A 23995-nucleotide genomic window follows, 5' to 3' on the forward strand; every position below is an offset into this window, starting at 1 on the left:
GACACGCGTTAGAGTGTATAGAAGCTTACGCTTCGTATTTGAATGTTTCCATTGCAGGAAACGATTCTCCATAGAAAGGAGGTGATCCAGCCGCACCTTCCGATACGGCTACCTTGTTACGACTTCACCCCAATCATCTACCCCACCTTCGGCGGCTGGCTCCCTTGCGGGTTACCCCACCGACTTCGGGTGTTGTAAACTCTCGTGGTGTGACGGGCGGTGTGTACAAGACCCGGGAACGTATTCACCGCGGCATGCTGATCCGCGATTACTAGCAATTCCGACTTCATACAGGCGAGTTGCAGCCTGCAATCCGAACTGAGACCGGCTTTGCTGGGATTGGCTCCACCTCGCGGCTTCGCTTCCCGTTGTACCGGCCATTGTAGTACGTGTGTAGCCCAGGTCATAAGGGGCATGATGATTTGACGTCATCCCCACCTTCCTCCGGTTTGTCACCGGCAGTCACTCTAGAGTGCCCAGCCTTACCTGCTGGCAACTAAAGTTAAGGGTTGCGCTCGTTGCGGGACTTAACCCAACATCTCACGACACGAGCTGACGACAACCATGCACCACCTGTCTTGGGTGCTCCGAAGAGGGACACTATCTCTAGTGTTTTCACCCAGATGTCAAGACCTGGTAAGGTTCTTCGCGTTGCTTCGAATTAAACCACATACTCCACTGCTTGTGCGGGTCCCCGTCAATTCCTTTGAGTTTCAGTCTTGCGACCGTACTCCCCAGGCGGAGTGCTTACTGTGTTAACTTCGGCACCAAGGGTATCGAAACCCCTAACACCTAGCACTCATCGTTTACGGCGTGGACTACCAGGGTATCTAATCCTGTTTGCTCCCCACGCTTTCGCGCCTCAGCGTCAGTTACAGCCCAGAAAGTCGCCTTCGCCACTGGTGTTCCTCCACATATCTACGCATTTCACCGCTACACGTGGAATTCCACTTTCCTCTTCTGTACTCAAGCCACCCAGTTTCCAGTGCGACCTCAGGTTGAGCCCAAGGTTTAAACACCAGACTTAAATAGCCGCCTGCGCGCGCTTTACGCCCAATAATTCCGGACAACGCTTGCCCCCTACGTATTACCGCGGCTGCTGGCACGTAGTTAGCCGGGGCTTTCTTCTCAGGTACCGTCACTCTCATAGCAGTTACTCTATGAGACGTTCTTCCCTGGCAACAGAGCTTTACGATCCGAAAACCTTCATCACTCACGCGGCATTGCTCCGTCAGGCTTTCGCCCATTGCGGAAGATTCCCTACTGCTGCCTCCCGTAGGAGTCTGGGCCGTGTCTCAGTCCCAGTGTGGCCGTTCACCCTCTCAGGTCGGCTACGCATCGTCGCCTTGGTGAGCCGTTACCTCACCAACTAGCTAATGCGCCGCAGGCCCATCCCTCAGTGACAGATTGCTCCGTCTTTCATCCTTCCTTCAGGAGAAGAAAGGAATTATCCGGTATTAGCTACCGTTTCCGGTAGTTATCCCAGGCTAAGGGGCAGGTTGCCTACGTGTTACTCACCCGTCCGCCGCTAAATCCTATTGAAAGCAAGCTCCCAATAAAACTCCGCTCGACTTGCATGTATTAGGCATGCCGCCAGCGTTCGTCCTGAGCCAGGATCAAACTCTCCAAATTGGTATTTAGAAAGAGCGATAGCTCATTTTGAAACTGACGATTCATAAATGAATCTTTTAAAAATTAACGCGTTCCATTTGTTCAGTTTTCAAAGAACTTGCTCCCGGCATTTGAATAATTTCTCTCATGCACAGGAATTATAGTGTATCATATTCTGTCGTTTGCTGTCAACTCATTTCTTCATCACGTAATGTTTCATATCCACGATGCCTCATAAGCACAAGAAATAATATACCATGCTAGTTTAATGTTTGCAACCCTTTTTTTAAAATTATAAAACAACTTACTATATATAGAAAACTGAATTACAATATGGTTACGAAAATCAACCGGAATATTGCTTATCTTTTACTACCTAGTACGGAGAGGATCTCAGATGAACAATCATTCAACATCAACCACGTCTCCCAAGGAAATAACCGACACTAAGATTCGTAATTTGCAACAGGCGACAATATATCGCATTTTACTGGCTGTCAGCTTTGTGCATCTGTTCAATGATTCCATACAGGCTGTCATACCGGCGATTTTCCCAATCCTCAAAGAAAATATGCTCCTTTCCTTTGCTCAAGTCGGCTGGATTTCCTTCGCCCTCAATATGACATCTTCAGTAATTCAACCCGTAATCGGTTATGCTGCCGACCGCAAACCGCGTCCGATTCTGCTTCCGCTGGGGATGTGCAGTACGTTCGCAGGCGTAATGCTTCTTGCCTATGCCAGCAATTATGCACTCGTCCTAATCTCCGTAATGCTTATCGGATTTGGCTCAGCAACCTTTCACCCGGAAGGCATGCGTGTGGCTCATATGGCTGCCGGACTGCGTAAAGGGCTGTCCCAGTCTATATTCCAGGTAGGAGGCAATGCAGGACAATCACTTGGACCCATGCTGACCCGATGGATATTCATTCCCTTTGGACAAATGGGAGCGCTCAGCTTCACTATAGTAGCTGCAGCGGGAGTGGCAGTTCAGACTTATGTGGCCCGCTGGTACCGGGATATGCTAAATGCAGGCTATACATTCCACAAAAAATCCTCCATTCGCAAAATTGATCCCGCACGCAGCAAAAATATTTTGTACGCAACGATCATTCTCGTCTTTCTCGTTTTCGTTCGATCCTGGTACGGCGCTTCTATCGGAAGTTACTACGCTTTCTATTTGATGGATAAATACCGTGTGACCCTCGATGATGCGCAGGTGTATATTTTTATGTACCTAGCTGCAGGAGCAGTTGGTACATTCTTCGGAGGACCGCTTGCCGACCGGTTCGGACGGCGTAACCTGATTCTTTTATCTATGGTAGGCACTGTTCCGTTTGCACTGGCACTACCTTTTGTCAACCACTTCTGGGCTGCGATTCTGCTGCTGGTTGGCGGCTTCGTGCTGCTGTCCAGCTTCTCAGTTACTGTTATTTACGCACAGATGCTGTATCCGGGCAATATCGGTACCGTATCCGGGCTTATTACCGGTCTTGCTTTTGGGCTGGGAGGCATCGGTTCTCTCGTTATCGGCAATCTCATCGACCAAATAGGGATTACGAAAGTGTTTGTGGCCTGTGGCTTTCTTCCGCTGCTGGGATTACTGGCGCTGCTGCTGCCAGGTGATGATAAGCTGGAGCAATGGGCTGCAGAGTGAATGCTTACTGATGCCTTAATGAGCATTAATTGAGGTAACGTTATTCAATGGCCTGATTCTGCGGTACAATTAGTTAAAACTTGAATAATCGCTTGCAACTCTAAAGGATGGGAAGACATCCCGTGAAAAAAGGGTTAGCGTTGATCCGTGAAGGCTACGGCAAAAAATTGGTCTCTATTCATGCTTGGAATGCATGGCTGGTACTGTTTCTGGCTCTCAGCGGTCTGCTGCTGCTCGGAGGATACTGGCGGGAAGTGCTGGGGGAAAGCCGGGTGTGGCTTAAATGGAGCCATATTGTTGTCGGACTTGTGCTGCTTATTCCTGTAATTTATTATTTACTCCTGGCGGCAAAGCATTGGAAACGGCTTAAAGGGCGTTCCACGCAAAAAGCGAATGTCATCTTCGTCCTTACTCTGCTTATAGGCTGGATAATATCCGGCATCGTACTGTGGCAATTCCGGCTTGCCGGACCGCGTGCGGCCAATACGGCGCTGTTCATCCATGACCTCCTCACCTTGATCGGGCTGCCGGTCATCATTTACCACTCCATTACACGAACCAAATGGCTTAAAGAACCGCAAAAACGATCAATCACACCAGATAGTGATGATACTGCCCAAGGTACAGAGAAGCAAGTCAATCGGGACTCCCGGACCCCTTCCCCTCCACAGCCTCTATATACGCGGCGCGGTTTCATTAAGGCCGCCGTTGGAGCAGGGATGACACTGACACTTGGTCCTACTTTTGTCCGCTGGCTGGGGCAATCCTTCAAGCTGCCAAGTGTAGATGAATATGCAGAGGACAATGCGAACACGCTCCTCCCCAATCCTGTATCCTTACCACAGTCAGCGAATCCCATCGGCGGGGGCGCAGATGGACATTTCCGCGTGTACACAGTCACAGACATCCCCTCTTTCACTAACGCTAACTGGTCCTTTACCGTGGACGGTCTGGTAGATAAGAAGCTGAGCTGGAACTGGGAGCAATTCGTTAAGCTGCAGCGGGAGGTTCGGGTCAGTGATTTCCACTGTGTTACCGGCTGGTCTGTGTACAAAAACACCTGGGAAGGCATCCCTCTGGCCCGTCTGCTTGAGTTGGCCGGCGGCCCTGTACGTCTGGTTGTTCCACAAATGTATGCATACAAATCCGTAAAATGGTTGAACCGGATTGAGCTGATTCAAGGGGACCATGTCGGTTACTGGGAAGAGCGGGGCTACGATATTGACGCTTGGCTGCCGGATGCAAAGAGAGTGTGAAATACAAGATAAATAAAAGCTCCCATCTGTGTAAAAAGCAGCGGGAGCTTATCCTTATCACTATTCGATTTCTTTAAAGGAAGCGTCATAAAGACGGAACATCGTTTTATAGCCTGAATCATCTATTTTGATGCCTACGTCCAGACGTCCGGTAATCTGCAGTGGACCGGATTTGTACCTTAGTTTAACATCGTCAGGGACAAATACGATCATTATTTTATTCCAATACGTTTCATCGCCATTGTCGAACGGGCATTCGGCACCCGGCTCAGGAATGAGCAGGAACCAGTTCTTCTCAAAGGAAAGCACCTCGCCCATGAAGCCTTTGATCGTAACCTTGCTGCCATGAAGATCCCAGAATCGTTCCGAAGGTTTGGTCTGATCCTCACCGTCAAAGAAATCCGACCATCCGATCCCTGTTATCCCCGACAAATCCGGATGCGCGCTACTTGCTGCACTTACCACTGGCTTCGGCGTTGATGTCGGTTTCGCAGTGGGAGCAGCAGCCGCTTTTTTAGGCACCGCTGCCGTCGCAGTCTTTGGTTCCATCGAAGAATGGACTACAGGCAACTTCTCTTGCTTGACTTGTGTACTTCCGGCGGTTGGAGAGTCAACCTGTTCCGCTGTTGCGGTCACCTCTGGAGCTGCGGATGATGGAAGTTCCGAAGAAACCGGGCTCGCCGCTGCTTGATCGGTAACGTTATCCTCAACGCCCGGAGCTTCGGCTGTTGCGGATTTTTGCGGCATAGCTGTTTCTATTCCAGCGCTCACCTCAGTCCCTGGGATATCATTAATCACAGCAAAGGATTCCCCTCCGCTTCCATCCTCTTTATTCTGGCCGCATCCCTGAAGAAGAGACATCAGGAGCACAGCTGCCGCTGCCATTAGAATGGGCCTTATTCCTCTTATCTTCAAAAGAGCATCCCTCCTAGGATTTAAAAAGAGCCAAAGGGCTAAGCCGATACAATCTGAATGCAGGTCCCATAGATGACAAAAGCCCGATCAATAAGGTTCCTGCCGCTATCATCCAGTAGTTGCCCGTCAAGTGAAACGGATCAATCTGAATGCCCGCCTGAGCAAATAAAGCATCCTTCAACAAATAGGCCCCCAAATGTCCCAGCAGCAGGCCCATTAAAAGTCCGGCTGCCGTAATGACCAGTCCCTCACTGGTTAAAGTCATCCATACATATCCTCTGGATTTACCCAACAGACGCAATAGACCCGCATCCCTGGTTCGTTCACCCACCGCAGCAATCAGGGACAATAAAATAGAAATGGCAGCCAATACGACACATAAGGAGGTCAAAACGCCAACAAGACGCGAACCTTGGTCCACAGCATTAACTACATCCGATACAGCCTTACTTGTATAAGCGGCTTGAACCCCATTCGATCCGTCTAAGGATCCTTTTAAATCATGGGCACCGAGCAGGCTGCCGGGCTTCACCAATACAGCAGTAATCTCTTTATCCTTTTCATCCAGTCCATGTACAGCCCAGGCATAGTCTAGTGTTGTAAAAATTGCCCGATCATCAGGTGTGTTAAGATCAGGGAGAATGCCCACAATCGTGTAATTGAAGCTTGTATGGCTATCTTCCTCTTCCTCATGCTCTTCACCGTTGACAAGTTCATCTTCGTGCTCGTCCTGCTGAACAAGACCGTGAGCTCCGCTAAATGTATCTCCAGCCTTCAGGCCTAACGTTCTCGCCACATATGAGCCAACTATAGCTTCACCCGTATTTCTATAGATCGTACCCTGCTCAAGATTACGGTCACCGTAACGGGTTAAGAAATATTCGGGATCAATTCCTACCACCGGAAAACCGCCGTAGTTATCTCCAGTTGTCATCGCATAGGCTTTTTCCACCCCGCTGTCCCGTTTGACCTGTTCCAGAACAGCCAGCGGTATATTGCCCGTGGGAGCTCCGATATGATAGAACGTATTAAGCACGAGCTGTGTTTCACTGCCTTCTGCGCCAATAACGAGATCAAACGGACCGTAGCCCTTCTCCGCCCCCTGTTCCACACTATCCTGAGCCAGTGACACCAGCACTATAAATGCAACTGTAACCGCCACTGCACAGATCGTGAGCAGGGATAAAAAACGGCGGTGAAGAACATTGCGGAGGGTAAATTTAAAAAGACTCATGCCATGTTCTCCTCCCGCTGATTTCCGACTTTAAGCATTTTGCCATTAGACTCGCGTTGGTTAATATCGTAAATATCAAGGCAAACGGGAAAACGCCGCGCCATATTCAAATCATGCGTTACAACGATAAGTGTCTGCCCCGCATTCGAACTCAAATTCAATAAAAGCCCGGATATTTCATCCGCTGTTTCCCAGTCTAAACTCCCGGTAGGCTCGTCTGCCAGCAAAAGAGGCGGATTATTAATAAGAGCGCGTATAATAGCTACGCGCTGCTGCTGTCCCCGGGACAACTGGGAGGGAAGGTGGGCGCTGCGGTCCTGCAGCCCCACCTTATCCAGCCAATCCCCAATCAGATCATTCTTTTGTTTCGCTGACAACCGCTCAGTCAGGGCAATCTCTACATTTTGCTTCACCGTAAGTGAAGGAATGAGATGGAAATCCTGCAGCACATATCCAATTTGGCGGGCTCGAAGCTTATCTCGCTCCGCCTCCTTTAGATCATGCATTGGAGTCCCATTCAAATACATTTCTCCACTGTCCGGCCGCAATATTCCGCTGATCAAATGAAGAAGGGTGCTTTTTCCGGAACCGCTGGGTCCAGTAATTGCCACTTTTTGACCTTTGGCGACACTCCATTCAGGAATATTCAGAATCGGGACGACTCGGCCGTCCACTCTAAATTGCTTCTTCAGAGCGCGTATGTTCAGCAATCCACTCACTCCTATCGCAGTACGATTCGCTCGGACAGGGCATCCCAGTTCAGCGTTTTACCCGTTAATTGACTGAAAGCCGCAAGAGGCAGATACAGCTTGCCGTTATCAATGTCCACCGTGTACGAGGCAGTTTTACCATTAAGGGCGGCTGTCTGGGCAGTCAAATTCACACTGACAGTGTTCTTTCCTACAGTAAGATTCACTACAGAGCTGTCTCCCTTGAAGGTTCCCCCCAGTGCTTTTACCAGTGCCTCTGCAGGATATAGAACTTCATTCTCACGATTGATTTTGAATTTAGGGTATAAATATTTGGATTGCAGCTCTGCAGATCTTTTATTCAGGTCAACGCCGATAATACTTGCTCCTACTGTGGCGATTTGTGTATTGTCTACCTGGCCTTTAATTTTATCGGCTATAGGTCCGAAAGCCCATACCCCGACATCAACAGCGGAGTGTCCATGGCCCGACCAGCCGACGAGAAGACGTTTGGAAATAACCGCGTTGTATGCTCCTTCACGTTTATAAGAGGAGCCGTCTCCGGCCATAATCAGTTTCACCTCTTCATCGGATAGATCGGTGATCCAGGTATTGGCGGTTACGATACTGCGGATTTCCTCCGGCGTCTTTGCCGCTTCCAGGGCAGCAGCTAAACTTTCGGAAGAGTGTTTTTGCTTATCCCAAAGATCGATGTTAAGTTCGTAAATGTTGTCCCGGGACAGGGAAAGCCCGCCCGTTTCATGGTCTGCGGTGACCACAACGGATGTATTGCCATTTTTCTTCGCAAACTCAATAGCGGTTTTAAAAGCGGCGTCGAAGTCAAGTACCTCCTTCACCAACGTTGGCAGATCGTTGGCATGTCCGGAATGGTCAATCCGTCCGCCTTCAATCATCATTACGAAGCCGTCTTTATCCGTAGACAGTATGTTCAGCGCCTTGGAGGTCATCGCTGCCAAACTCGGGATTTCCGAAGTACGGTCCGGGACATAAGCTACGTGGGAGTTGCCGAACAAGCCGAGTACTTTGGTAGTTTTGGAAGGAAGAGCGTTCAAGCTGGCAGTGTTCTCAACCAGGGTATAACCCTTGGCTTGAAAGTCTGAAAGGATGTTTTTATCGGTACGTTTGCCCTTTTCGTCTTTCGTAACAAAAAACTGCTTGCCTCCGCCCATCAGAACGTCGACGCCACTATTTAAATATTGGGAGGCGATAGCATTTTCATTATCACGGCTGCGGACATGGGAAGCATATACAGCAGGAGTCGCATGTGTGATACGGGCTGTCGTAACAAGTCCAGTGGCCTTGCCGGTATTCTCAGCCGCTTCAATAATTGAGGCATAGGGCTTCGAAACGTCCTCATTGGAGACGCTGATACCCGCGTTATATGTCTTATGGCCTGTGGCAAAAGCGGTGCCCGCAGATGCGGAATCCGTTACTATTCCTGAGACGATTTTACCGCCATCCTCACCACGATCCGCATAGGTGGTGGCTTGCCCCACATAGTAAGGGTCAATGTTAAGATGACTAATTCCCTTTGTATATTGCTGGTAATAACGTGCGGCGGAGACTTGGGCGGGACCCATACCATCGCCAATCAGTACGATAAGGTTTTTGGATTGCGCTTTGGCAGGAACTGCCGCATTTTTCTGGCTTTGCGCTGCTCCAACAATCGTAGATCCTGAGACTACGGCTACTGCCAGTCCACCGATTACCACGCTTTTCATGAATTTATTCATTTTATTCCCCTTCCTTATTATCGAGATCTAGTCAAGCTTACCTCCGTAAGGTCAACTAATTGTCAAAACAAGCTACTGTTTGTATTAAATTATCATTTATTCATATATTAAAGGCTCTAAATTAAAATCAGTGCTGGACAATGATGGTGGTTGGTGATTGCTTTATATCTGTATAGTAAATCAGAATGAATCGGGAGGTATCCTATTTCCTAGTTGAGGAAGTGAACAGCAGATTCGGCTAAATCTTCTATTTTTTACAACTTTAAATCGGGAAATAGTCCTCTGGAGGTTGGATATGACAATTGATGTTGTATTCGATACAACAATTATCGTTGTCCCTTTATATATTAAGATCGGTCAGCGTCAAGCACTCGTTTTGGTGTTGAGCCATATTAAAATACATAAAAAGTCCCGGCTCCTTTCGCGACTAAACGAAATGAAACAGGGACGCTATGTGGTGTTACGCTTTTACGCTGTTATAGTCTTGTAGTGTTCTGTTATTGAGTTATTTCGTTCCTGTTTAACTTTCCAGCAGCCGGAGCAACTCTTCCTCATCCTCGATGACTTGAATGCCTAGCTGCTGCGCTTTGGCCAGCTTGCTGCCTGCCTTCTCCCCGGCGATGACGAGATCGGTTTTTTTGGAGACACTGCCGCTCACTTTTGCACCCAGAGCTTCCAAACGTTCCGCCGCTTCCTCGCGCGTGAGCTTTTGCAATGTGCCGGTCAGCACGACTGTTTTTCCGCTGAAAAAGGAATTCGTATTCACAAGACGCGGAGCTTCCGGTGCCTTCGCCTCCACACCGAGCGCCAGCATACGCTTGATGCCTGTTACCACAAAAGGATCTTTGAAATAACTTACGATACTCTCCGCAACAATACCGCCAATGTCGGGCAGTCCGGCTAACTCCTCGGCACTCGCTTCCATAACAGCCGTAAGGTCCCTGAAATGTTCAGCCAGCATCTTGGTGGTCGCCTTACCGGTATTCGGAATACCCAGCGCATAGAGGAAGGATGCAAGATCCCGCCCTTTGCTGTCCTCCAGTGCTTTCAGCAAATTGCTTGCCTTCTTCTCACCGAAGCGTTCCAGCTTCACCAGTTGCTCAAAGGTTAGCTCATACAAATCCGCCGGTTCCCGCACATGAAGTTCTTCATGAAGCTGTGCTGCGGTCTTCTCGCTGAAGGTTTCTATATCCATGGCATCCCGTGAGGCAAAATGGGTAATACGTCCGATTATCTGCGGCTTGCAATCCAGCTTGTTGTTGCAGAACAGATGTGCACCGCGCATTTCCAGCGGGAATCCGCAGGAGGGACAATTCTCGGGAAAAATGATTTCCCCGCCGTCGTTCTCTTCTGTTACTTTTCCGAGTATTTCCGGAATAACATCATTGGAGCGACGGATAAAGACGCGAGTACCGAGTGCGTACTTCAAGTTCTTACGTTCAATATCTCCGACATTATTCAGTGTGCAATTCTGGACAGTAACTCCAGCGAGTTCCACCGCCTCTACACGCGCAAGCGGAGTAACCTTACCCGTACGGCCTACGTTCCAGCTAACAGACTCCAATAGGGTCGTTGTTTCTTCAGCCTCGAATTTATAGGCAACCGCCCAGCGCGGGAACTTATCCGTGTAACCGAGAGCTTCCCGGATACGGAAATCAGTGATCTTGATAACCGCACCATCAATGAGATAATCCAATCCGGAGCGGCTCTCCTCAATTTCGGCCAGCTGTTCGGTAACATCGTCAAAGTTTTTGTAATACGTCAGATATGGGTTCACCTTAAACCGGTTGTTCCGCAGAAAATCCATCATCTCCTGATGATCGGAAAACTGCACGCCTTCGGCATACCCAATATTGTAGAAGAATGCATTCAGGCGACGGTTTGCCGTCGTCTTGGGGTTCAGGTTGCGCAATGCGCCAGCTGCGCCGTTGCGTGCATTCTTGAGCGGCTCAGCCGCCCGGGTATTATACTCTGCCAGGACAGACAGGTTCATAATGCCCTCACCCTGCACCTCAATTACACCTTCCTTAAATGGAATTGTAAGCGGAACAGACTTAATCGTCTCCACTTGGGCAAGAATCCCTTCACCCGTTACTCCATTACCTCGTGTGGCCGCTTGGACAAGGACACCGTCCCGGTAAGTCAGGTTCAGCGTCAGCCCGTCGAACTTTAGTTCCACCGCGTAGCAGGGCTCGGGCAGCGGATTCTCCGGGTTCCGGGCGTTGTAATCATTCACCAACCGATGGACACGGGCGTTCCAGCTCCGAAGCTGTTCAATATTCTGTGCCTTGTCCAGACTCCAGAGAGGGGCCTGGTGACGGTGGGGGGTAAAGCCCTTGAGCAGTTCTCCGCCCACCCGCCGGGTCGGAGAATCCGGGAGCACAAAGCCGGTCTCTGCCTCAAGTGCCACAAGCTTGTCGTAAAGAACGTCGTATTCTTTATCGCTGATCTGCGGTGCATCCAGCGTGTAGTAGTGGTAATTGTAATGATTCAGTTCCGCCACAAGCTCTTCCATTGTGTGCATTACATCCATGCGGGAAATCCCTCCGTCAAATAAGTTTCCTACGGTTAGCGTGGTCCAAATCGCCGATCGTTAATCGCAGTCGGATTATTCGACCCTGGTAATCGGCGCAAATCCGGCTAACAGCCGTTTTACACCGACCGGTGCCGGGAAAGCAATCTGCAGCTCCGTATCGTTGCCGCTGCCTTTCACGGACACAACGGTGCCGACGCCCCATTTGCCGTGGGACACCTTGTCGCCCGCTTTAAAATCTCCGGACGCCGCAGCCCCTGCCCCCGGAGCACGCTGCGGTCCTCCGGTGGTTACAACCACGCGGTTCTTGCCTGCCGCAAGCGGCCCGGCGCCTCCACCGGAACCGGCCGCTGCTCCGCCGCCGCGCGGAGCAGTAGCTGAAGCACTCCCGCCGCCGAAATTCCCGCGGCTTCCGCCTCCAAAGCCGCGGCCTCCGTAAGCGCCGCCCACTTCTGCTCCCCCGCGCCGGAACCGGTCGGGGTTCAGGACGGTGTCTTCCTTCAATTCTTCCGGAATCTCCTCCAGGAAGCGGGACGGCTGATTAGCCGTCGTCCGTCCGAACAACGTCCTCACCCGGGCGCAGGAGAGAAACAGCTGCTTCTCGGCTCGCGTAATACCTACATAAGCAAGCCGGCGTTCCTCTTCCAACTCGTCATTGTCCTGAAAAGCACGGCTGTGGGGGAATATACCTTCCTCCATGCCAACAATAAATACAGTCGGAAACTCCAGCCCCTTGGCGCTGTGCATCGTCATGAGCACCACGGCGTCACTGCGTTCCTCTTCATTGTCGTTCACACTGTCGATGTCAGCAATGAGCGCAAGATCGGTCAGGAAGGAAACTAGAGACTTATCCTCATTATTTTTCTCGAACTCCATCGTCACGGACAGGAACTCATCGATATTTTCCAGACGTGAGCGGGATTCAAGCGTGTTCTCATTTTGCAGCTCCAGGCGGTATTGCGACAGCTCCAGTATTTTTTCCGTCAGCTCGGTAACCGACAGGAACTCTACCATCCGGTGCAGAGCCTCAATCATATCGTAAAATTCAACCAGCATGTTGCGGGTCCGTCCGGCAAAGCCCAGGTCATCCACGGTTTGAAGTACGCGAAAAATAGAGATTCCGCGCTCTCCCGCAGCTGCTGCCAGCTTACCTACCGTTGTGTCGCCCAGTCCCCGCTTGGGAACATTAATAATGCGGGTCAGACTGATATCATCATCCGGATTGGAAAGCAGACGTAAATACGCGAGTAAATCCTTAATTTCTTTGCGGTCATAGAACTTGATCCCTCCAACAATCTGGTAAGGAATATCCGATTTGATCAGAATTTCCTCTATAACCCGCGACTGGGCATTCGTTCTATACAGTATGGCATGACTTTGGTAGTCCTTGCCCTTCTTCACATTCTTGCTGATTTCACCCGTTACGAAATACCCTTCATCATGCTCGGAATCCGCACGGTACACCTTGATCTTCGGTCCTTCCTCAGAATCCGTCCACAGCTTCTTGGGCTTACGGCCAGTATTCAAAGCAATAACACCGTTAGCCGCGTTCAAAATGTTGGAGGTGGAGCGGTAATTCTGTTCCAGCAGGATGACCTTCGCTTCAGGGTAATCTTCCTCGAAGTTAAGAATGTTGGTGATATCCGCCCCCCGCCAGCGGTAAATCGATTGGTCACTGTCGCCTACCACACAAATGCGGTGATGGTTGTCCGCCAGCATTTTGCACAGCATATATTGAGCCCGGTTCGTATCCTGATACTCATCCACATGGATGTACTTGAACTTCTTCTGATAAAAGTCCAGCACCTCCGGCACTTCCTTAAACAATTCGATGGTCATCATAATAAGGTCGTCGAAATCCAGCGAGTTATTGCTCTTCAGCCGTTTCTGATACATCTTGTACACCTTGGCAATGAGTCCTTCAAAATAATCGCCGATCTTCAGCTCATACTGCGCCGGTGTAATCAGTTCGTTCTTGGAAGCGCTGATGACCGCTTGAACGGCCTTCGGCTCAAATTTCTTGGTATCGATATTCAGTTCCTTCATACAATTGCGAATGACGGACAGCTGGTCTGTAGAATCCAGAATAGAGAAATTCGAAGTAAAGCCGATACGCTCGATATCCTTCCGCAAAATACGTACACACATCGAGTGGAAAGTGGATACCCAAATGTCCCGACCCTCGGGTCCGACCAGCTTGGATACCCGGTCCTGCATTTCCCGCGCGGCTTTATTGGTAAAGGTAATCGCGAGAATCGCCCAAGGCGGCGCTTTACGGGTGGCGATCAGGGAGGCTATACGGTGAGTAAGCACCCGGGTCTTGCCGCTGCCCGCGCCAGCCATAATCAGCAGAGGATGCTCGGTGATTTCCACCGCCTGGCGCTGAGGGGGATTCAAGCGGCTGACGGCTTCTTGTATATTAACAGGTTGCATGTAGGACATGCTCCTTTCCAAATGATCTTAGCATATGATGTTCGATGATTGGCCGTAACTACGGGGAATGTTTGGACTTCCGGCCGCTGTTGTCCCCAGATTTCTTAATGATTAACCGCTTTTCGCGGATGAAATCCGGGGACAAAGGCGGTCGCTAACGCTCCTCCAGTTCCAAACTTCCCCTTCGTTACTATGTCATCTCACACCCTCTGCTTAATTCTATAGTTCAATTAATATATAAATTACGTACGTGCTCCGTCCTCTTGACAGCTCCGACCGTAAGCAGGGCCTGCTGCACATCCCGGTAAATAATATTTCCCACTACAACAGTGTCACACAAGGCCGCTGCCCGTTCAGCCTCAGCCTCACAAGTGATGCCGCCGCCGTAAAAAAGCTGGCTGTTCTCCACGGACTCACGCACAGTCTGCACGGTCTCCATATCTCCGAACCTGCCGCTGTATTCAAGGTAAACGACCGGAAGTGTCATCAGCTTATCGGCAATCTGCGCATAAGCCGCCGCCTCTTCGGCGGTTAGGTCACATTCCGCACCCGTAAGACGGGCAACAGAGGAATCACCATTGAGCACAATATAGCCTTCTGTCAGCAGCAGTTCCCACGGAATGAAATTCCCGTACCGCTCGATAGCCTGTCTATGATGGCCTACGATCCAGGCCGGATCCGGTGTATTAAGCACCATTGGAATCATATAAAGATCAAAGCCGGGCACGGCTGCTTCCAGATCGGATACTTCAAGTGCACAGGGCAGGTCAAAGCGCCGCACTCTGGATAGAAGCTCTACCGTATTCTCGTAGGTTACTCCTGTAGAGCCGCCTATCAGAATGGCATCGGTGCCTGATAAGCATACTAACTCTAAATCCTCGTCGCTGATCACCCGGTCCGGGTCAAGCTTGAATACGTGCCGCCACGGCTTAATCATTTGCTGTATTAATTTCATGCTTTTCCATCCTTATGATTCATATGGGCAGATTAAAATGGCTCTTGCTACCGCAAAAGATATAAATCTAGTCTATGCCAGCATGTCAGGCCTGTCAATTTGCAGAGACAAAAAAAACGCGAACATTTTTTCGCATTTTTTTCAGAATCTATGATTAGGCTCTAACTCATCCTCTTGGATAAAGTCACTGTAAAAGCCGTCTACCCCCCTCCGGGACAGCTTCTGTATTTGTTCCGCATCGTTCACGGTATGAGCATAAACCCGCGCACCCGTACGCTTAAGAGCTTTGACGAATTGCTGGTGGCCCGGCTGACAGGCATCGTGATGTCGACTCCGCTTTCCTTCACAAACTCAACAACCTGTTCGTCGCTGTCCTGGGATTCATAAAGGGTATAGATAACATGAGGAAATGGGTAGATCCGATTTATTTGCTCCAGCATAGAGCGGTTGTAAATCTGCGGAATAATCCGCTCCAGCAAAGCGGGATCACGGCGCTCGGCCGACTCCGTCAGGATTTGAAATTCCTTCATCATCCGACCGGAGTCAAACTCCTTCGTATCCGTCACAATATACGCATCAGGGTAGTGCTGCAGCAAATCAAGAATCTTCTCCCAGTCAAGAGGAGAGTAGATTCCTTGTATTGGAGTATCCATAAATTCATCATAACTGAGTATAGTCCCCTGCTTGCTTGCCGGTAGAGTTTTCGTCTGCCCGAGCATCTCGCTCATCTGGGTTGTCCACTCATGTCGAGCAACCAGCTTGCCATCCTCCGTCAGCAATAAGTCCGTCTCAAATATACGGGTTCCCTGTTCATAATTAGCTACAAATGCTTCAAAGGCGTTGGTGTAGGTCAGATCGTTAATAGAGCCCATGGCGTGGGCAACAATACGATAGTTCGGAAAATCCGTTCCGGAATTCTCTTCCTTATTAGTTCCAAGCCATATAATGAGCAACATCACCAGTGCTGAAACCATGATCATAGATGGGATTAGTTTTCTCTTATTCATAGGCGATGGCTTCCTTTTCTAATGCAGATTAGAAAACAATACCCCGTTCTGCCGAAGGCAAAACGGGGATCATTTTCCAACCTGAGCCATACTTACTCTAATCAATCAACTAATAAGCGTTTTTATTTATAAAACCGTTGCGGATGGTTTTTAAAATGATCCGAATATCGAACAGCAGCGACCAATTCTCGATATAGAAAATGTCATGCTTGATCCGGTCTTCGATAGAGGTGTCCCCGCGCAGCCCGTTACTCTGCGCCCAGCCTGTAATGCCGGGGCGTACATGATGCTTAACCATATATTTCGGTATTTCATCACGAAACTGCTGCACGTAGAATGGGCGTTCCGGACGGGGGCCCACTACACTCATATGTCCCATCAGTACATTGAAGAATTGAGGCAGCTCATCGAGGCTGCTTTTGCGGATAAAGGTACCAAACCGGGTTCTTCGTGGATCTTCAGGTGTACTCCAGCCGATATCCTCCTCGCCGTCCTGCTGCATTTTCATGGACCGGAATTTGTACATATTGAAATTGCGCCGATTCAGTCCAACACGTTCCTGCTTGAAAATAACCGGACCCGGTGAGGTGAAACGTACGCCCAAGGCAACGATCAACATCACAGGAGACATCATAAGAATAGCGAACAAGGAGAACACAATGTCAAATAATCGTTTGGCCATCTTATTGCTTGCCATATCCAGCGGAATATCACGCACATTAATCATGGGCATACCCGCAAAATTATCAAAGTACGGCCGTGCGGGCAGATAATCAAAGAAATCGGGGATTATAAGCGTTCGTACACCAGCCTTTTCGCAGGCGGCAATAATGGAAGGGTACTTGGAATGGGCATCCAGCGGGAGCGCCAATATCACTTCGTCCACAGGCAGCATCTCCAGCATCCCGGCCAACTGATCAATCGTTCCCAGAATGGGCTTAAAGCGCTTCTCCTCAATTACGTCCCAGACCTGATAGTCATCCAAAAAGCCAATCGCATCATATCCCAATTCCGGATACTGCTCCAGATTCTTATAGAATCTCTTTCCAAGCGAACCCGCGCCGAGAATGAGGACATATTGGCGGTTGAAGCCTTTTTCGCGAACGGATTTGAGCATCATCTTCAGCACATAACGATATAACATGATCGACAGTAGAGTAAATCCCATATAAAGGGCCAAATATGCACGGGAAATATCAATTTCTTTCACAAAGAACATCAGGCCAAGCAACATAAAGATACTCATAAGATGCACTTGAAAGATTTTTAAAAATTCATCAACAAAACGTTTCTTCCGCTTAGGCAAATAGAGTGACAGAACAATTCCAATGAGAATTGCAATACCACCATAAATAACACTCCAATAAGCGTAGGACTCTACGGGCAGCGGATTAACAAAGCTCATCCAACCGCTCTTGAATTTCAGCCACCAGGCTGCCAAAAAAGACATCTGTATGATCACAAAGTCGGCAACCATATACAGCTGTGTCAAAAACCTTTGATTACGGCGGATCATAATCTCACCTCAGTGTTTGATTCGGTGCTTGAACCGGCCTGCCCGGAAGAAGAAAGGCTCTGAGCTGGAAGAGGTACCGTTCTCGGGAAGGTTAGTGCATTGCGCAATAGAGAGAGCAGAAACTTCACACCAACCCCCGCATATACTGCTCCATTAATCATACTATTGTACTGCTTACTATAATGCTTGCGATGAAATAATATCATAGCCCGGTGGAACTCATACACGATCTTAAAAGGTCTGCGTCTGGCACTGCCACCTTTAAGATGCACGATGGAAGTCTGCGGATAATAATAAATACCCCAGCCAGCCTCTTTAATACGGTAGCACCAATCCAAATCCTCTCCGTACATGAAGAAATCCTCATCCAGTCCGCCTACCTGTTCTATCGTTTCCCGCCGCAGGAGCATGAAAGCACCGACCAGACAATCTACGGGATAATCAAGATCTGGATCCAGATAGCCCAACTGGTAGCCGTTAAACCGGGGACGGTCCGGAAATAGCCTGCTGAATCCAAAAGCGTAATAGAATGAAGCCGCCGGCGTCGGAAATCCTCTTTTGCAAGCTTTATCCAGCGAACCGTCCGGCAAAATAATCTTACACCCGGAAGCTCCCAAATCAGGCTGTCCATCCATAAAGGAAACCATCGTTTCCAGCGTATCCTTCCGCACAACCGTATCCGAATTTAGCAGCAAAACATAACGTCCGGAAGCAACCTCAATACCCTGATTATTGGCACGGGCAAACCCGGTATTTTCTTGATTAGCGATTAATTTAACATCTGGATACTCTCTACCAATCATCTCTAGCGACTCATCATGGGAGTTGTTGTCAATTAATATAATCTCATACGAATAGTTCGTCTCCGAGTCATATACCGACCTCAGACAATCCATCGTCAGGCGGCATGTGTTGTAATTGACTATTAATATGCTGACATCTACATTCACTGCGCTACTCTCCTGACAAAAATAGTAATCTATCGACAATTATTATAACACAAACTCTCCCTGAAAGGAGTGACCTTCGCAGGGAGAGTTTACCAGGGTAGATCAGCCCTACAGCTCTTCCCGCTGTGTTGCCGCTCTAGTCTGTATATATTTCCGTTTCTTCTTAAGTGCGGAGATCTGTGAGAAAAATGAACGCCACGCCATGATGAGCTTCGGTTCCTTCAGCAGCATATAGCCGTGTGCAGCAATCTCGTATGGCAGCGATACTGCCAGTGTCTTCAGCACAGTTCGGGCCCGCTCATTTTTGTAAATCATTTTATAGCGGTTAATATAAGAAATACGCCGAATGAACATGGGCTTACTGTTCCGTCCAGATGTTTTCCAGCCCCGTTCGTGATACCCGATGGCTTCTGCATCATAGTACCCCTGCCAACCCAGCAACTGCGCCCGCCAGGCCACATCCACATCTTCCTTATAGGCAAAAAAGTCGCCATCAAAAAATTCACCATCAACACTAATATCATCAATCATACGACGGGAGTAGACCGCAGCCGCTCCGGATACGCCGAATACAGGGCCAGACTCTTGCCAGTTAGCCGACGGTTCTCCAGCACCACGGTCAAAAGCACGACGAGCTCTATTCATCCACAGACCTGTGCTGTCTACAAGTTGAGGATCGGCCTTCAGTAAAAGCTTTCCCGTAGCACTCCCGATTTCAGGGTTTACCTCCATCCTCGCAACGAGCCTCGACACATAGTCCGGAGCTAATGTCAGGTCAGGGTTAAGCACAAGTACATAATCCGTATTCGTAATAGATATAGCCTGGTTATGGGCAGGAGCAAAGCCGAAATTGGCCATGTTTTCAACGAGGCTCAGGCGAGGACGGTTTGCATCGGAACTTGTATTTAATTGGCTATAAAATGCTTTTACTTTTTCTGCTGATCCATCCGCTGAAGCATTATCCACAACAACGACTTGTTCAATCGGGTAGTCCTGTGCCAGCACTGCCGCAAGGCATTCTAAAATGTCATCCGCGCTGTTATAGGTCACAATATGTATACTTACTGTTTTGTTTTTCATATCTTTATTATAACGAAAATAGAAAGAAAACTCCCGTACCGTTATAGACGGATTCGGAAGTTTCGATGTTTATTATTCCTTTAGCTCCAGCAGGAAATCTCTCAAGCCCTCACGCCAGTGGCGAATATCCTTGAAGCCGTTCGTCCGAATGGCCAAATGCTCCAACACCGAATTGCGCGGACGCGGTGCGGGTCTTGGAAACTGTTCTGTATCGCAAGGTTCTAGTTTGGCTGTAAAGTTCAACCCCAGAATATCCTGAGCCTCGGCAAAAATAGCGCCAGTAAACTCATACCATGTACAGGCTCCGCTGTTGGAGGCATGATACAGACCGTATTTTTCCGTCTGTATGAGTTCCAGCAAAAATCGCGCTAAATCCACCGTGTAGGTCGGAGAACCCTTTTGATCGTCTACGACCTGCAGCATGGGCTTCTCCTGACCGAGCTTCAGCATCGTTTTGACGAAGTTGTTCCCGTACTTGCCGTACACCCATGAGGTACGTACGATGAAGTACTTAGAGGACAGGCTTTGTGTCAATATTTCTCCAGCCCGTTTCGACTTGCCGTATATGCTCTTCGGATCGGTGTTATCGTACTCATGGTATGGCAGAGTGCCCATTCCATCAAAAACATAATCCGTACTAATGTAAACCAGCTTAGATCCAGCCTTCTCTGAAGCAAGCGCTACATTCCGCGTTCCAGTGGCATTAATCAAATAGGCTGCATCCAGGTCGCTTTCCGCTGCGTCAACTGCAGTATGGGCAGCACAATGAATGACAGTATCAGGTTTGAATCGGCCAATAACCTCTATGCACTGATCCAGATTGGTAATATCCATCTCTTGACGGTCGCAGCCCAGAACTGTATGACCTTCCTGTTGCAGAAGCAAAACAACATCCTGTCCCAGCTGTCCGGCTGCGCCTGTAACCAGCACCCTCATCGTAGTCATTACAGAGAGTCCCCCAAGCGGCTACCGTACTGCAGTTCCGCATACTTCTGGTATTCCCCGGATTGAATACGAGTCCACCATTCCCTGTTATTCAAGTACCATTGAATCGTTTCCTTAATTCCCGTCTCGAACGTATGCTTCGGCGTCCAGCCTAATTCATTCATAATCTTGGTTGGATCGATACCATAGCGGCGATCATGACCAGGGCGGTCCTGAACATACGTAATCAGAGAGTCTGGTTTACCCAGCTCCCGTAAAACAGTATTTACAATATGCACATTCGTACGCTCATTGTTGCCACCGATATTGTATACTTCACCATTCACACCTTTATGAATAACCAGATCAATCGCACTGCAATGATCCTCTACATACAGCCAGTCCCGAATATTCATTCCATCACCATACACCGGCAATGCCTGATCTGCCAGAGCGCGGGAGATCATCAGCGGAATCAGCTTTTCGGGGAATTGGTACGGACCGTAATTGTTCGAACAGCGGGTAATGTTAACCGGCAATCCAAACGTTTCATGGTATGCTCGTACGAGTAAATCCCCGCCCGCCTTGCTGGCGGAATAAGGACTGTTCGGTGTCAGTGGAGTTTCCTCCGTAAATAGGCCCGTAGCTCCCAGCGTACCATACACCTCATCCGTGGAAACCTGAACAAACTTGGTCACACTGTATTTTTTCGCCGCATCCAAGAGCACCTGTGTTCCCAGCACATTCGTCTTCACGAACACCTCAGGCTCCAAAATACTGCGGTCCACGTGTGATTCAGCCGCAAAGTTGACAACTACGTCGATGCCCTGGCTCATTAGAGAGTCTATAGCCTTAACATCGGTAATGTCTGCTTTAACGAAAGAATAGTTAGGATTACCTTCAATTGATTTCAGGTTCTCTAAATTCCCAGCATACGTAAGGGCATCCACATTAACGATTTCATAGTCGGGATGCTGCTGTAGCATATATATAACAAAGTTGCTGCCGATAAATCCGGCACCGCCGGTAACTAGCAGTTTCATGTACGAACCCACCTTTTTTATTCTATAAAATTAAATGCAGCATTATTTATTAGTGATAGCCTGATGTTTTTAATCAAAGTTTATTTCTGCATCCTTTAGTAAAGGATGGCGCTGATCCTTGTCTGACAGCACCGGACTTGAAACTGGCCAATCAATACCTAACTCTGGATCATTCCATAATATGCCGCGGTCATTCTCAGGGGAATAGTATTCGTCCACTTTATATAATACTTGTGTGTTAGGAACCAATGTACAGAAGCCGTGGGCAAAGCCCTTAGGTACTAGCAGTTGCCGCTTGTTGTGTTCGCTGATAATAACCCCAACCCACTCACCGAACGTTGGTGAACTACGCCGTATATCGACAATAACGTCATAAATGACACCGGACAGCACCCGAATGAGCTTGGTCTGTGCTTTAGGGTTCAATTGATAATGTAGACCGCGCAGCACTCCTACCTCTGCGGATAGAGACTGGTTGTCTTGGATGAAGTGGTTTTGAATTCCGAGTCCGTGCATAATTTGTTCGTTGTAGCTTTCCATAAAATAGCCACGACTATCACCATGGACAGTTGGCTCTATTATTTTCGCACCCTGTAATTTAAGAGGAGTGACTTTCATAACCTAGAGTTCCTCCCTATGCTTATAGTTTTAATTTGCCGAATGCATCTCCAAAGTTCAATTCCTGTGCTAACTCGTTAGCTCGTGCTAATGAAGAATGTGTCCCTGCATCCGTCCACCAACCTTGAAGAATATCAAATGTCAGCTCATTACGATTAATATATGCATTATTAACATCTGTGATTTCTAATTCGCCTCGATTAGATGGTTTTAGAGTTTTAACGATATCGAATACTTTATGATCAAACATATAAATACCCGTTACTGCATAATTAGACTTTGGTTGTGCTGGCTTTTCCACAATAGAAATAATACGTTCTCCTTTAAGTTCCGGTACTCCGAACCGTTTGGGATCTTGAACTTCCTGGATCAGGATTTTGGCGCCATTCTTCTGTTCTTGAAAGTTATGAACATACGGAGTGATATCATCTTCGAATACATTGTCTCCCAAGATAACTACCATTTGATCTTCACCGACAAAATGTTCCGCTAAATCAAGTGCTTGCGCAATACCTCCAGCCTCATCCTGAACTTTGTATGTAAAACAAACCCCCATATCTCGGCCACTTCCAAGCAGGTTAACTACATCTCCCATATGGTCTTTACCTGTTACTATGAGGATGTCTTTAACTCCAGCTTGCTTAAGTTTAAAGACAGAGTGAAAAACCATTGGGTATTTACCAACGGGTAAAAGATGCTTATTAGTTACTTTGGTTAAGGGATAAAGGCGTGAGCCTGTACCACCAGCAAGTATAATTCCTTTCATAACAGCCTCCAGTGAACTTTAATTATTTTGTATTTTCGAGTTAATATTGGCTTACTTGCAACTCAACAGGATTATTTAATTTTATTCAACATTTTTCTAATTTTTATTGATCCATATATAACACCCTTCACTAAAAGCCAGCCCTGAATCTTAAAATAGTTTACAGATTTTCTAGGTTCAAATTTTTTCTTATCTATTAGCTTTCGATTCTTTAATCCTTCTTTAATTCCACTCAAATACTCTTTTTCAAAACCAATTCTTTTATAAAAATAGTATTTAAATAAATGTCCAACTAGCAAGAAAGGCGCATTAAGTAGTATTTGAAACCATATCATATTTTTATACAGTAAATAAACATTATTTCTAGCAGATAATTTAACTTTTATAGAGTTATAACCATTCCCTGTAGTTGCACTTCCTATATGATAAATTATTGAATTAGAGCAATATATATTTTGATAACCTTCTATGCGAGCTCTATAACCAATGTCTACATCCTCTAAATAAGCAAAAAACCGTTCATCAAAATAACCTATTTTATCAAATACTTCCCGCCTATATATTGCAGCTCCCGCACAAGCCGTGAAAATAGGTCTATTTTTTGTGAATTCATTTTCACTTCTGCCATGTCCCTCCTGATATGCCCATCCAAAAATAGTAAAAGCATCACCCGCATTATCAATAAATTCATTATTATGGTATTGCAGCATCTTACTTGCACAAGAAAAAACTTTTTCATTGTTTTGAATACAACACACAAGATTCTGAAGCCAGTCTTTCGTTAACAATGTATCGTTATTTAACAAAACTATATATTGTCCTTCGCTTTGTAGAATCCCTTGATTAACCGCAGCACTAAATCCTTTGTTGTCTTCCAATAAAACACACTTAATCTCCGGGATTAGTTTTTGGGCGACTTCAATACTTCTATCGATCGAGGCATTGTCTACCATTATGACCTCAAAGTTTTGGTATGTTTGTTGTTTCAAAGTAGTAAGACATTCATATAAGTACTTTTCACCATTATAATTAGGGATAATGACTGATACTATCATAT

The 23995-nt window shown here is 47.8% G+C and carries 18 protein-coding genes, 1 rRNA gene and 1 pseudogene; 2 read left to right on the plus strand and 18 right to left on the minus strand.

From position 1 onward, the window contains the following. Positions 1 to 74: 74 nt before the first annotated feature. Positions 75 to 1632, minus strand: a 16S ribosomal RNA gene (locus tag PaeBR_RS21725). Between the two features lie 376 nt (positions 1633 to 2008). On the opposite strand from PaeBR_RS21725, the gene PaeBR_RS21730 reads away from it, so the two are divergent. After that, complete coding sequence (locus tag PaeBR_RS21730) at positions 2009 to 3265, plus strand: MFS transporter (RefSeq protein ID WP_410512523.1); 1257 nt, start codon at positions 2009 to 2011, stop codon at positions 3263 to 3265. Positions 3266 to 3387: 122 nt separating this feature from the next. Next, positions 3388 to 4521, plus strand: a complete 1134-nt coding sequence (locus PaeBR_RS21735; RefSeq protein WP_410512524.1) for a molybdopterin-dependent oxidoreductase — start codon at positions 3388 to 3390, stop codon at positions 4519 to 4521. Positions 4522 to 4581: 60 nt separating this feature from the next. Here PaeBR_RS21735 and PaeBR_RS21740 read toward each other — a convergent pair whose 3' ends face one another. The 17 genes and pseudogenes from PaeBR_RS21740 to PaeBR_RS21820 form a co-directional block, all read right to left on the minus strand. After that, positions 4582 to 5436, minus strand: coding sequence for a hypothetical protein (locus tag PaeBR_RS21740; protein ID WP_410512525.1), 855 nt, complete (start codon positions 5434 to 5436; stop codon positions 4582 to 4584). Between the two features lie 13 nt (positions 5437 to 5449). Then, on the minus strand, positions 5450 to 6670 hold the full coding sequence (locus PaeBR_RS21745; RefSeq protein ID WP_410512526.1) for an ABC transporter permease: 1221 nt from the start codon (positions 6668 to 6670) through the stop codon (positions 5450 to 5452). Further along, positions 6667 to 7380 carry an ABC transporter ATP-binding protein gene (locus PaeBR_RS21750; RefSeq protein ID WP_410512527.1) on the minus strand — a complete coding sequence of 238 codons (714 nt, stop codon included), beginning with the start codon at positions 7378 to 7380 and terminating at the stop codon, positions 6667 to 6669. Before PaeBR_RS21750 ends, PaeBR_RS21745 begins: the two co-directional genes overlap by 4 nt. Before the next feature lie 11 nt (positions 7381 to 7391). Beyond that, positions 7392 to 9113: an alkaline phosphatase gene (locus PaeBR_RS21755; RefSeq protein WP_410512528.1), complete on the minus strand. Its 1722-nt coding sequence runs from the start codon at positions 9111 to 9113 to the stop codon at positions 7392 to 7394. A 520-nt stretch (positions 9114 to 9633) separates the two neighbouring features. Continuing rightward, the gene (ligA, locus tag PaeBR_RS21760; protein WP_410512529.1) at positions 9634 to 11646 is read right to left on the minus strand and encodes an NAD-dependent DNA ligase LigA; all 2013 of its coding nucleotides are present in this window, start codon (positions 11644 to 11646) and stop codon (positions 9634 to 9636) included. Between the two features lie 75 nt (positions 11647 to 11721). Next, the gene (gene pcrA, locus PaeBR_RS21765; RefSeq protein ID WP_410512530.1) at positions 11722 to 14079 is read right to left on the minus strand and encodes a DNA helicase PcrA; all 2358 of its coding nucleotides are present in this window, start codon (positions 14077 to 14079) and stop codon (positions 11722 to 11724) included. Between the two features lie 226 nt (positions 14080 to 14305). After that, positions 14306 to 15034 (minus strand): heptaprenylglyceryl phosphate synthase, encoded by a 729-nt coding sequence (locus PaeBR_RS21770; protein ID WP_410512531.1) that lies wholly within the window; start codon positions 15032 to 15034, stop codon positions 14306 to 14308. A gap of 141 nt (positions 15035 to 15175) precedes the next feature. Continuing rightward, a pseudogene (locus PaeBR_RS21775) lies at positions 15176 to 15301 on the minus strand (glycerophosphodiester phosphodiesterase); the annotation flags it as partial. Next, positions 15277 to 16041, minus strand: coding sequence for a phosphatidylinositol-specific phospholipase C/glycerophosphodiester phosphodiesterase family protein (locus PaeBR_RS21780; protein WP_410512532.1), 765 nt, complete (start codon positions 16039 to 16041; stop codon positions 15277 to 15279). The gene PaeBR_RS21780 and the pseudogene PaeBR_RS21775, both read right to left, overlap by 25 nt. A gap of 109 nt (positions 16042 to 16150) precedes the next feature. Continuing rightward, positions 16151 to 17557 carry an undecaprenyl-phosphate glucose phosphotransferase gene (locus PaeBR_RS21785; protein WP_410512533.1) on the minus strand — a complete coding sequence of 469 codons (1407 nt, stop codon included), beginning with the start codon at positions 17555 to 17557 and terminating at the stop codon, positions 16151 to 16153. Next, a complete protein-coding gene (locus PaeBR_RS21790) occupies positions 17554 to 18453 on the minus strand; it encodes a glycosyltransferase family 2 protein (protein WP_410515267.1) in 900 nt (299 codons plus the stop codon). Before PaeBR_RS21790 ends, PaeBR_RS21785 begins: the two co-directional genes overlap by 4 nt. A gap of 162 nt (positions 18454 to 18615) precedes the next feature. Continuing rightward, the gene (locus PaeBR_RS21795; protein WP_410512534.1) at positions 18616 to 19587 is read right to left on the minus strand and encodes a glycosyltransferase family 2 protein; all 972 of its coding nucleotides are present in this window, start codon (positions 19585 to 19587) and stop codon (positions 18616 to 18618) included. Positions 19588 to 19659: 72 nt separating this feature from the next. Continuing rightward, entirely contained in the window at positions 19660 to 20523 is an 864-nt protein-coding gene (rfbD, locus tag PaeBR_RS21800; protein WP_410515268.1) for a dTDP-4-dehydrorhamnose reductase, read from the minus strand. A gap of 8 nt (positions 20524 to 20531) precedes the next feature. Continuing rightward, a complete protein-coding gene (gene rfbB / locus PaeBR_RS21805) occupies positions 20532 to 21554 on the minus strand; it encodes a dTDP-glucose 4,6-dehydratase (RefSeq protein ID WP_410512535.1) in 1023 nt (340 codons plus the stop codon). Positions 21555 to 21623: 69 nt separating this feature from the next. Then, entirely contained in the window at positions 21624 to 22172 is a 549-nt protein-coding gene (gene rfbC / locus PaeBR_RS21810; protein WP_410512536.1) for a dTDP-4-dehydrorhamnose 3,5-epimerase, read from the minus strand. A gap of 22 nt (positions 22173 to 22194) precedes the next feature. Continuing rightward, complete coding sequence (locus PaeBR_RS21815) at positions 22195 to 22938, minus strand: sugar phosphate nucleotidyltransferase (protein ID WP_410512537.1); 744 nt, start codon at positions 22936 to 22938, stop codon at positions 22195 to 22197. Positions 22939 to 23009: 71 nt separating this feature from the next. Next, on the minus strand, positions 23010 to 23993 hold the full coding sequence (locus PaeBR_RS21820) for a glycosyltransferase family 2 protein (RefSeq protein ID WP_410512538.1): 984 nt from the start codon (positions 23991 to 23993) through the stop codon (positions 23010 to 23012). Positions 23994 to 23995: the final 2 nt, after the last annotated feature.

The organism is Paenibacillus sp. BR2-3, from assembly GCF_046529485.1.
Classification (GTDB): Bacteria; Bacillota; Bacilli; order Paenibacillales; family Paenibacillaceae; genus Paenibacillus_AQ.

Bases quoted from the DNA above. Each gene is read 5' to 3' on its own strand.
- PaeBR_RS21730 (WP_410512523.1), top strand. From the start codon at position 2,009: ATGAACAATCATTCAACATCAACCACGTCTCCCAAGGAAATAACCGAC.
- PaeBR_RS21745 (WP_410512526.1), bottom strand. From the start codon at position 6,670: ATGAGTCTTTTTAAATTTACCCTCCGCAATGTTCTTCACCGCCGTTTT.
- PaeBR_RS21755 (WP_410512528.1), bottom strand. From the start codon at position 9,113: ATGAATAAATTCATGAAAAGCGTGGTAATCGGTGGACTGGCAGTAGCC.
- ligA (WP_410512529.1), bottom strand. From the start codon at position 11,646: ATGGATGTAATGCACACAATGGAAGAGCTTGTGGCGGAACTGAATCAT.
- pcrA (WP_410512530.1), bottom strand. From the start codon at position 14,079: ATGCAACCTGTTAATATACAAGAAGCCGTCAGCCGCTTGAATCCCCCT.
- PaeBR_RS21770 (WP_410512531.1), bottom strand. From the start codon at position 15,034: ATGAAATTAATACAGCAAATGATTAAGCCGTGGCGGCACGTATTCAAG.
- PaeBR_RS21780 (WP_410512532.1), bottom strand. From the start codon at position 16,041: ATGAATAAGAGAAAACTAATCCCATCTATGATCATGGTTTCAGCACTG.
- PaeBR_RS21785 (WP_410512533.1), bottom strand. From the start codon at position 17,557: ATGATCCGCCGTAATCAAAGGTTTTTGACACAGCTGTATATGGTTGCC.
- PaeBR_RS21790 (WP_410515267.1), bottom strand. From the start codon at position 18,453: ATGGATTGTCTGAGGTCGGTATATGACTCGGAGACGAACTATTCGTAT.
- PaeBR_RS21795 (WP_410512534.1), bottom strand. From the start codon at position 19,587: ATGAAAAACAAAACAGTAAGTATACATATTGTGACCTATAACAGCGCG.
- rfbD (WP_410515268.1), bottom strand. From the start codon at position 20,523: ATGAGGGTGCTGGTTACAGGCGCAGCCGGACAGCTGGGACAGGATGTT.
- rfbB (WP_410512535.1), bottom strand. From the start codon at position 21,554: ATGAAACTGCTAGTTACCGGCGGTGCCGGATTTATCGGCAGCAACTTT.
- rfbC (WP_410512536.1), bottom strand. From the start codon at position 22,172: ATGAAAGTCACTCCTCTTAAATTACAGGGTGCGAAAATAATAGAGCCA.
- PaeBR_RS21815 (WP_410512537.1), bottom strand. From the start codon at position 22,938: ATGAAAGGAATTATACTTGCTGGTGGTACAGGCTCACGCCTTTATCCC.
- PaeBR_RS21820 (WP_410512538.1), bottom strand. From the start codon at position 23,993: ATGATAGTATCAGTCATTATCCCTAATTATAATGGTGAAAAGTACTTA.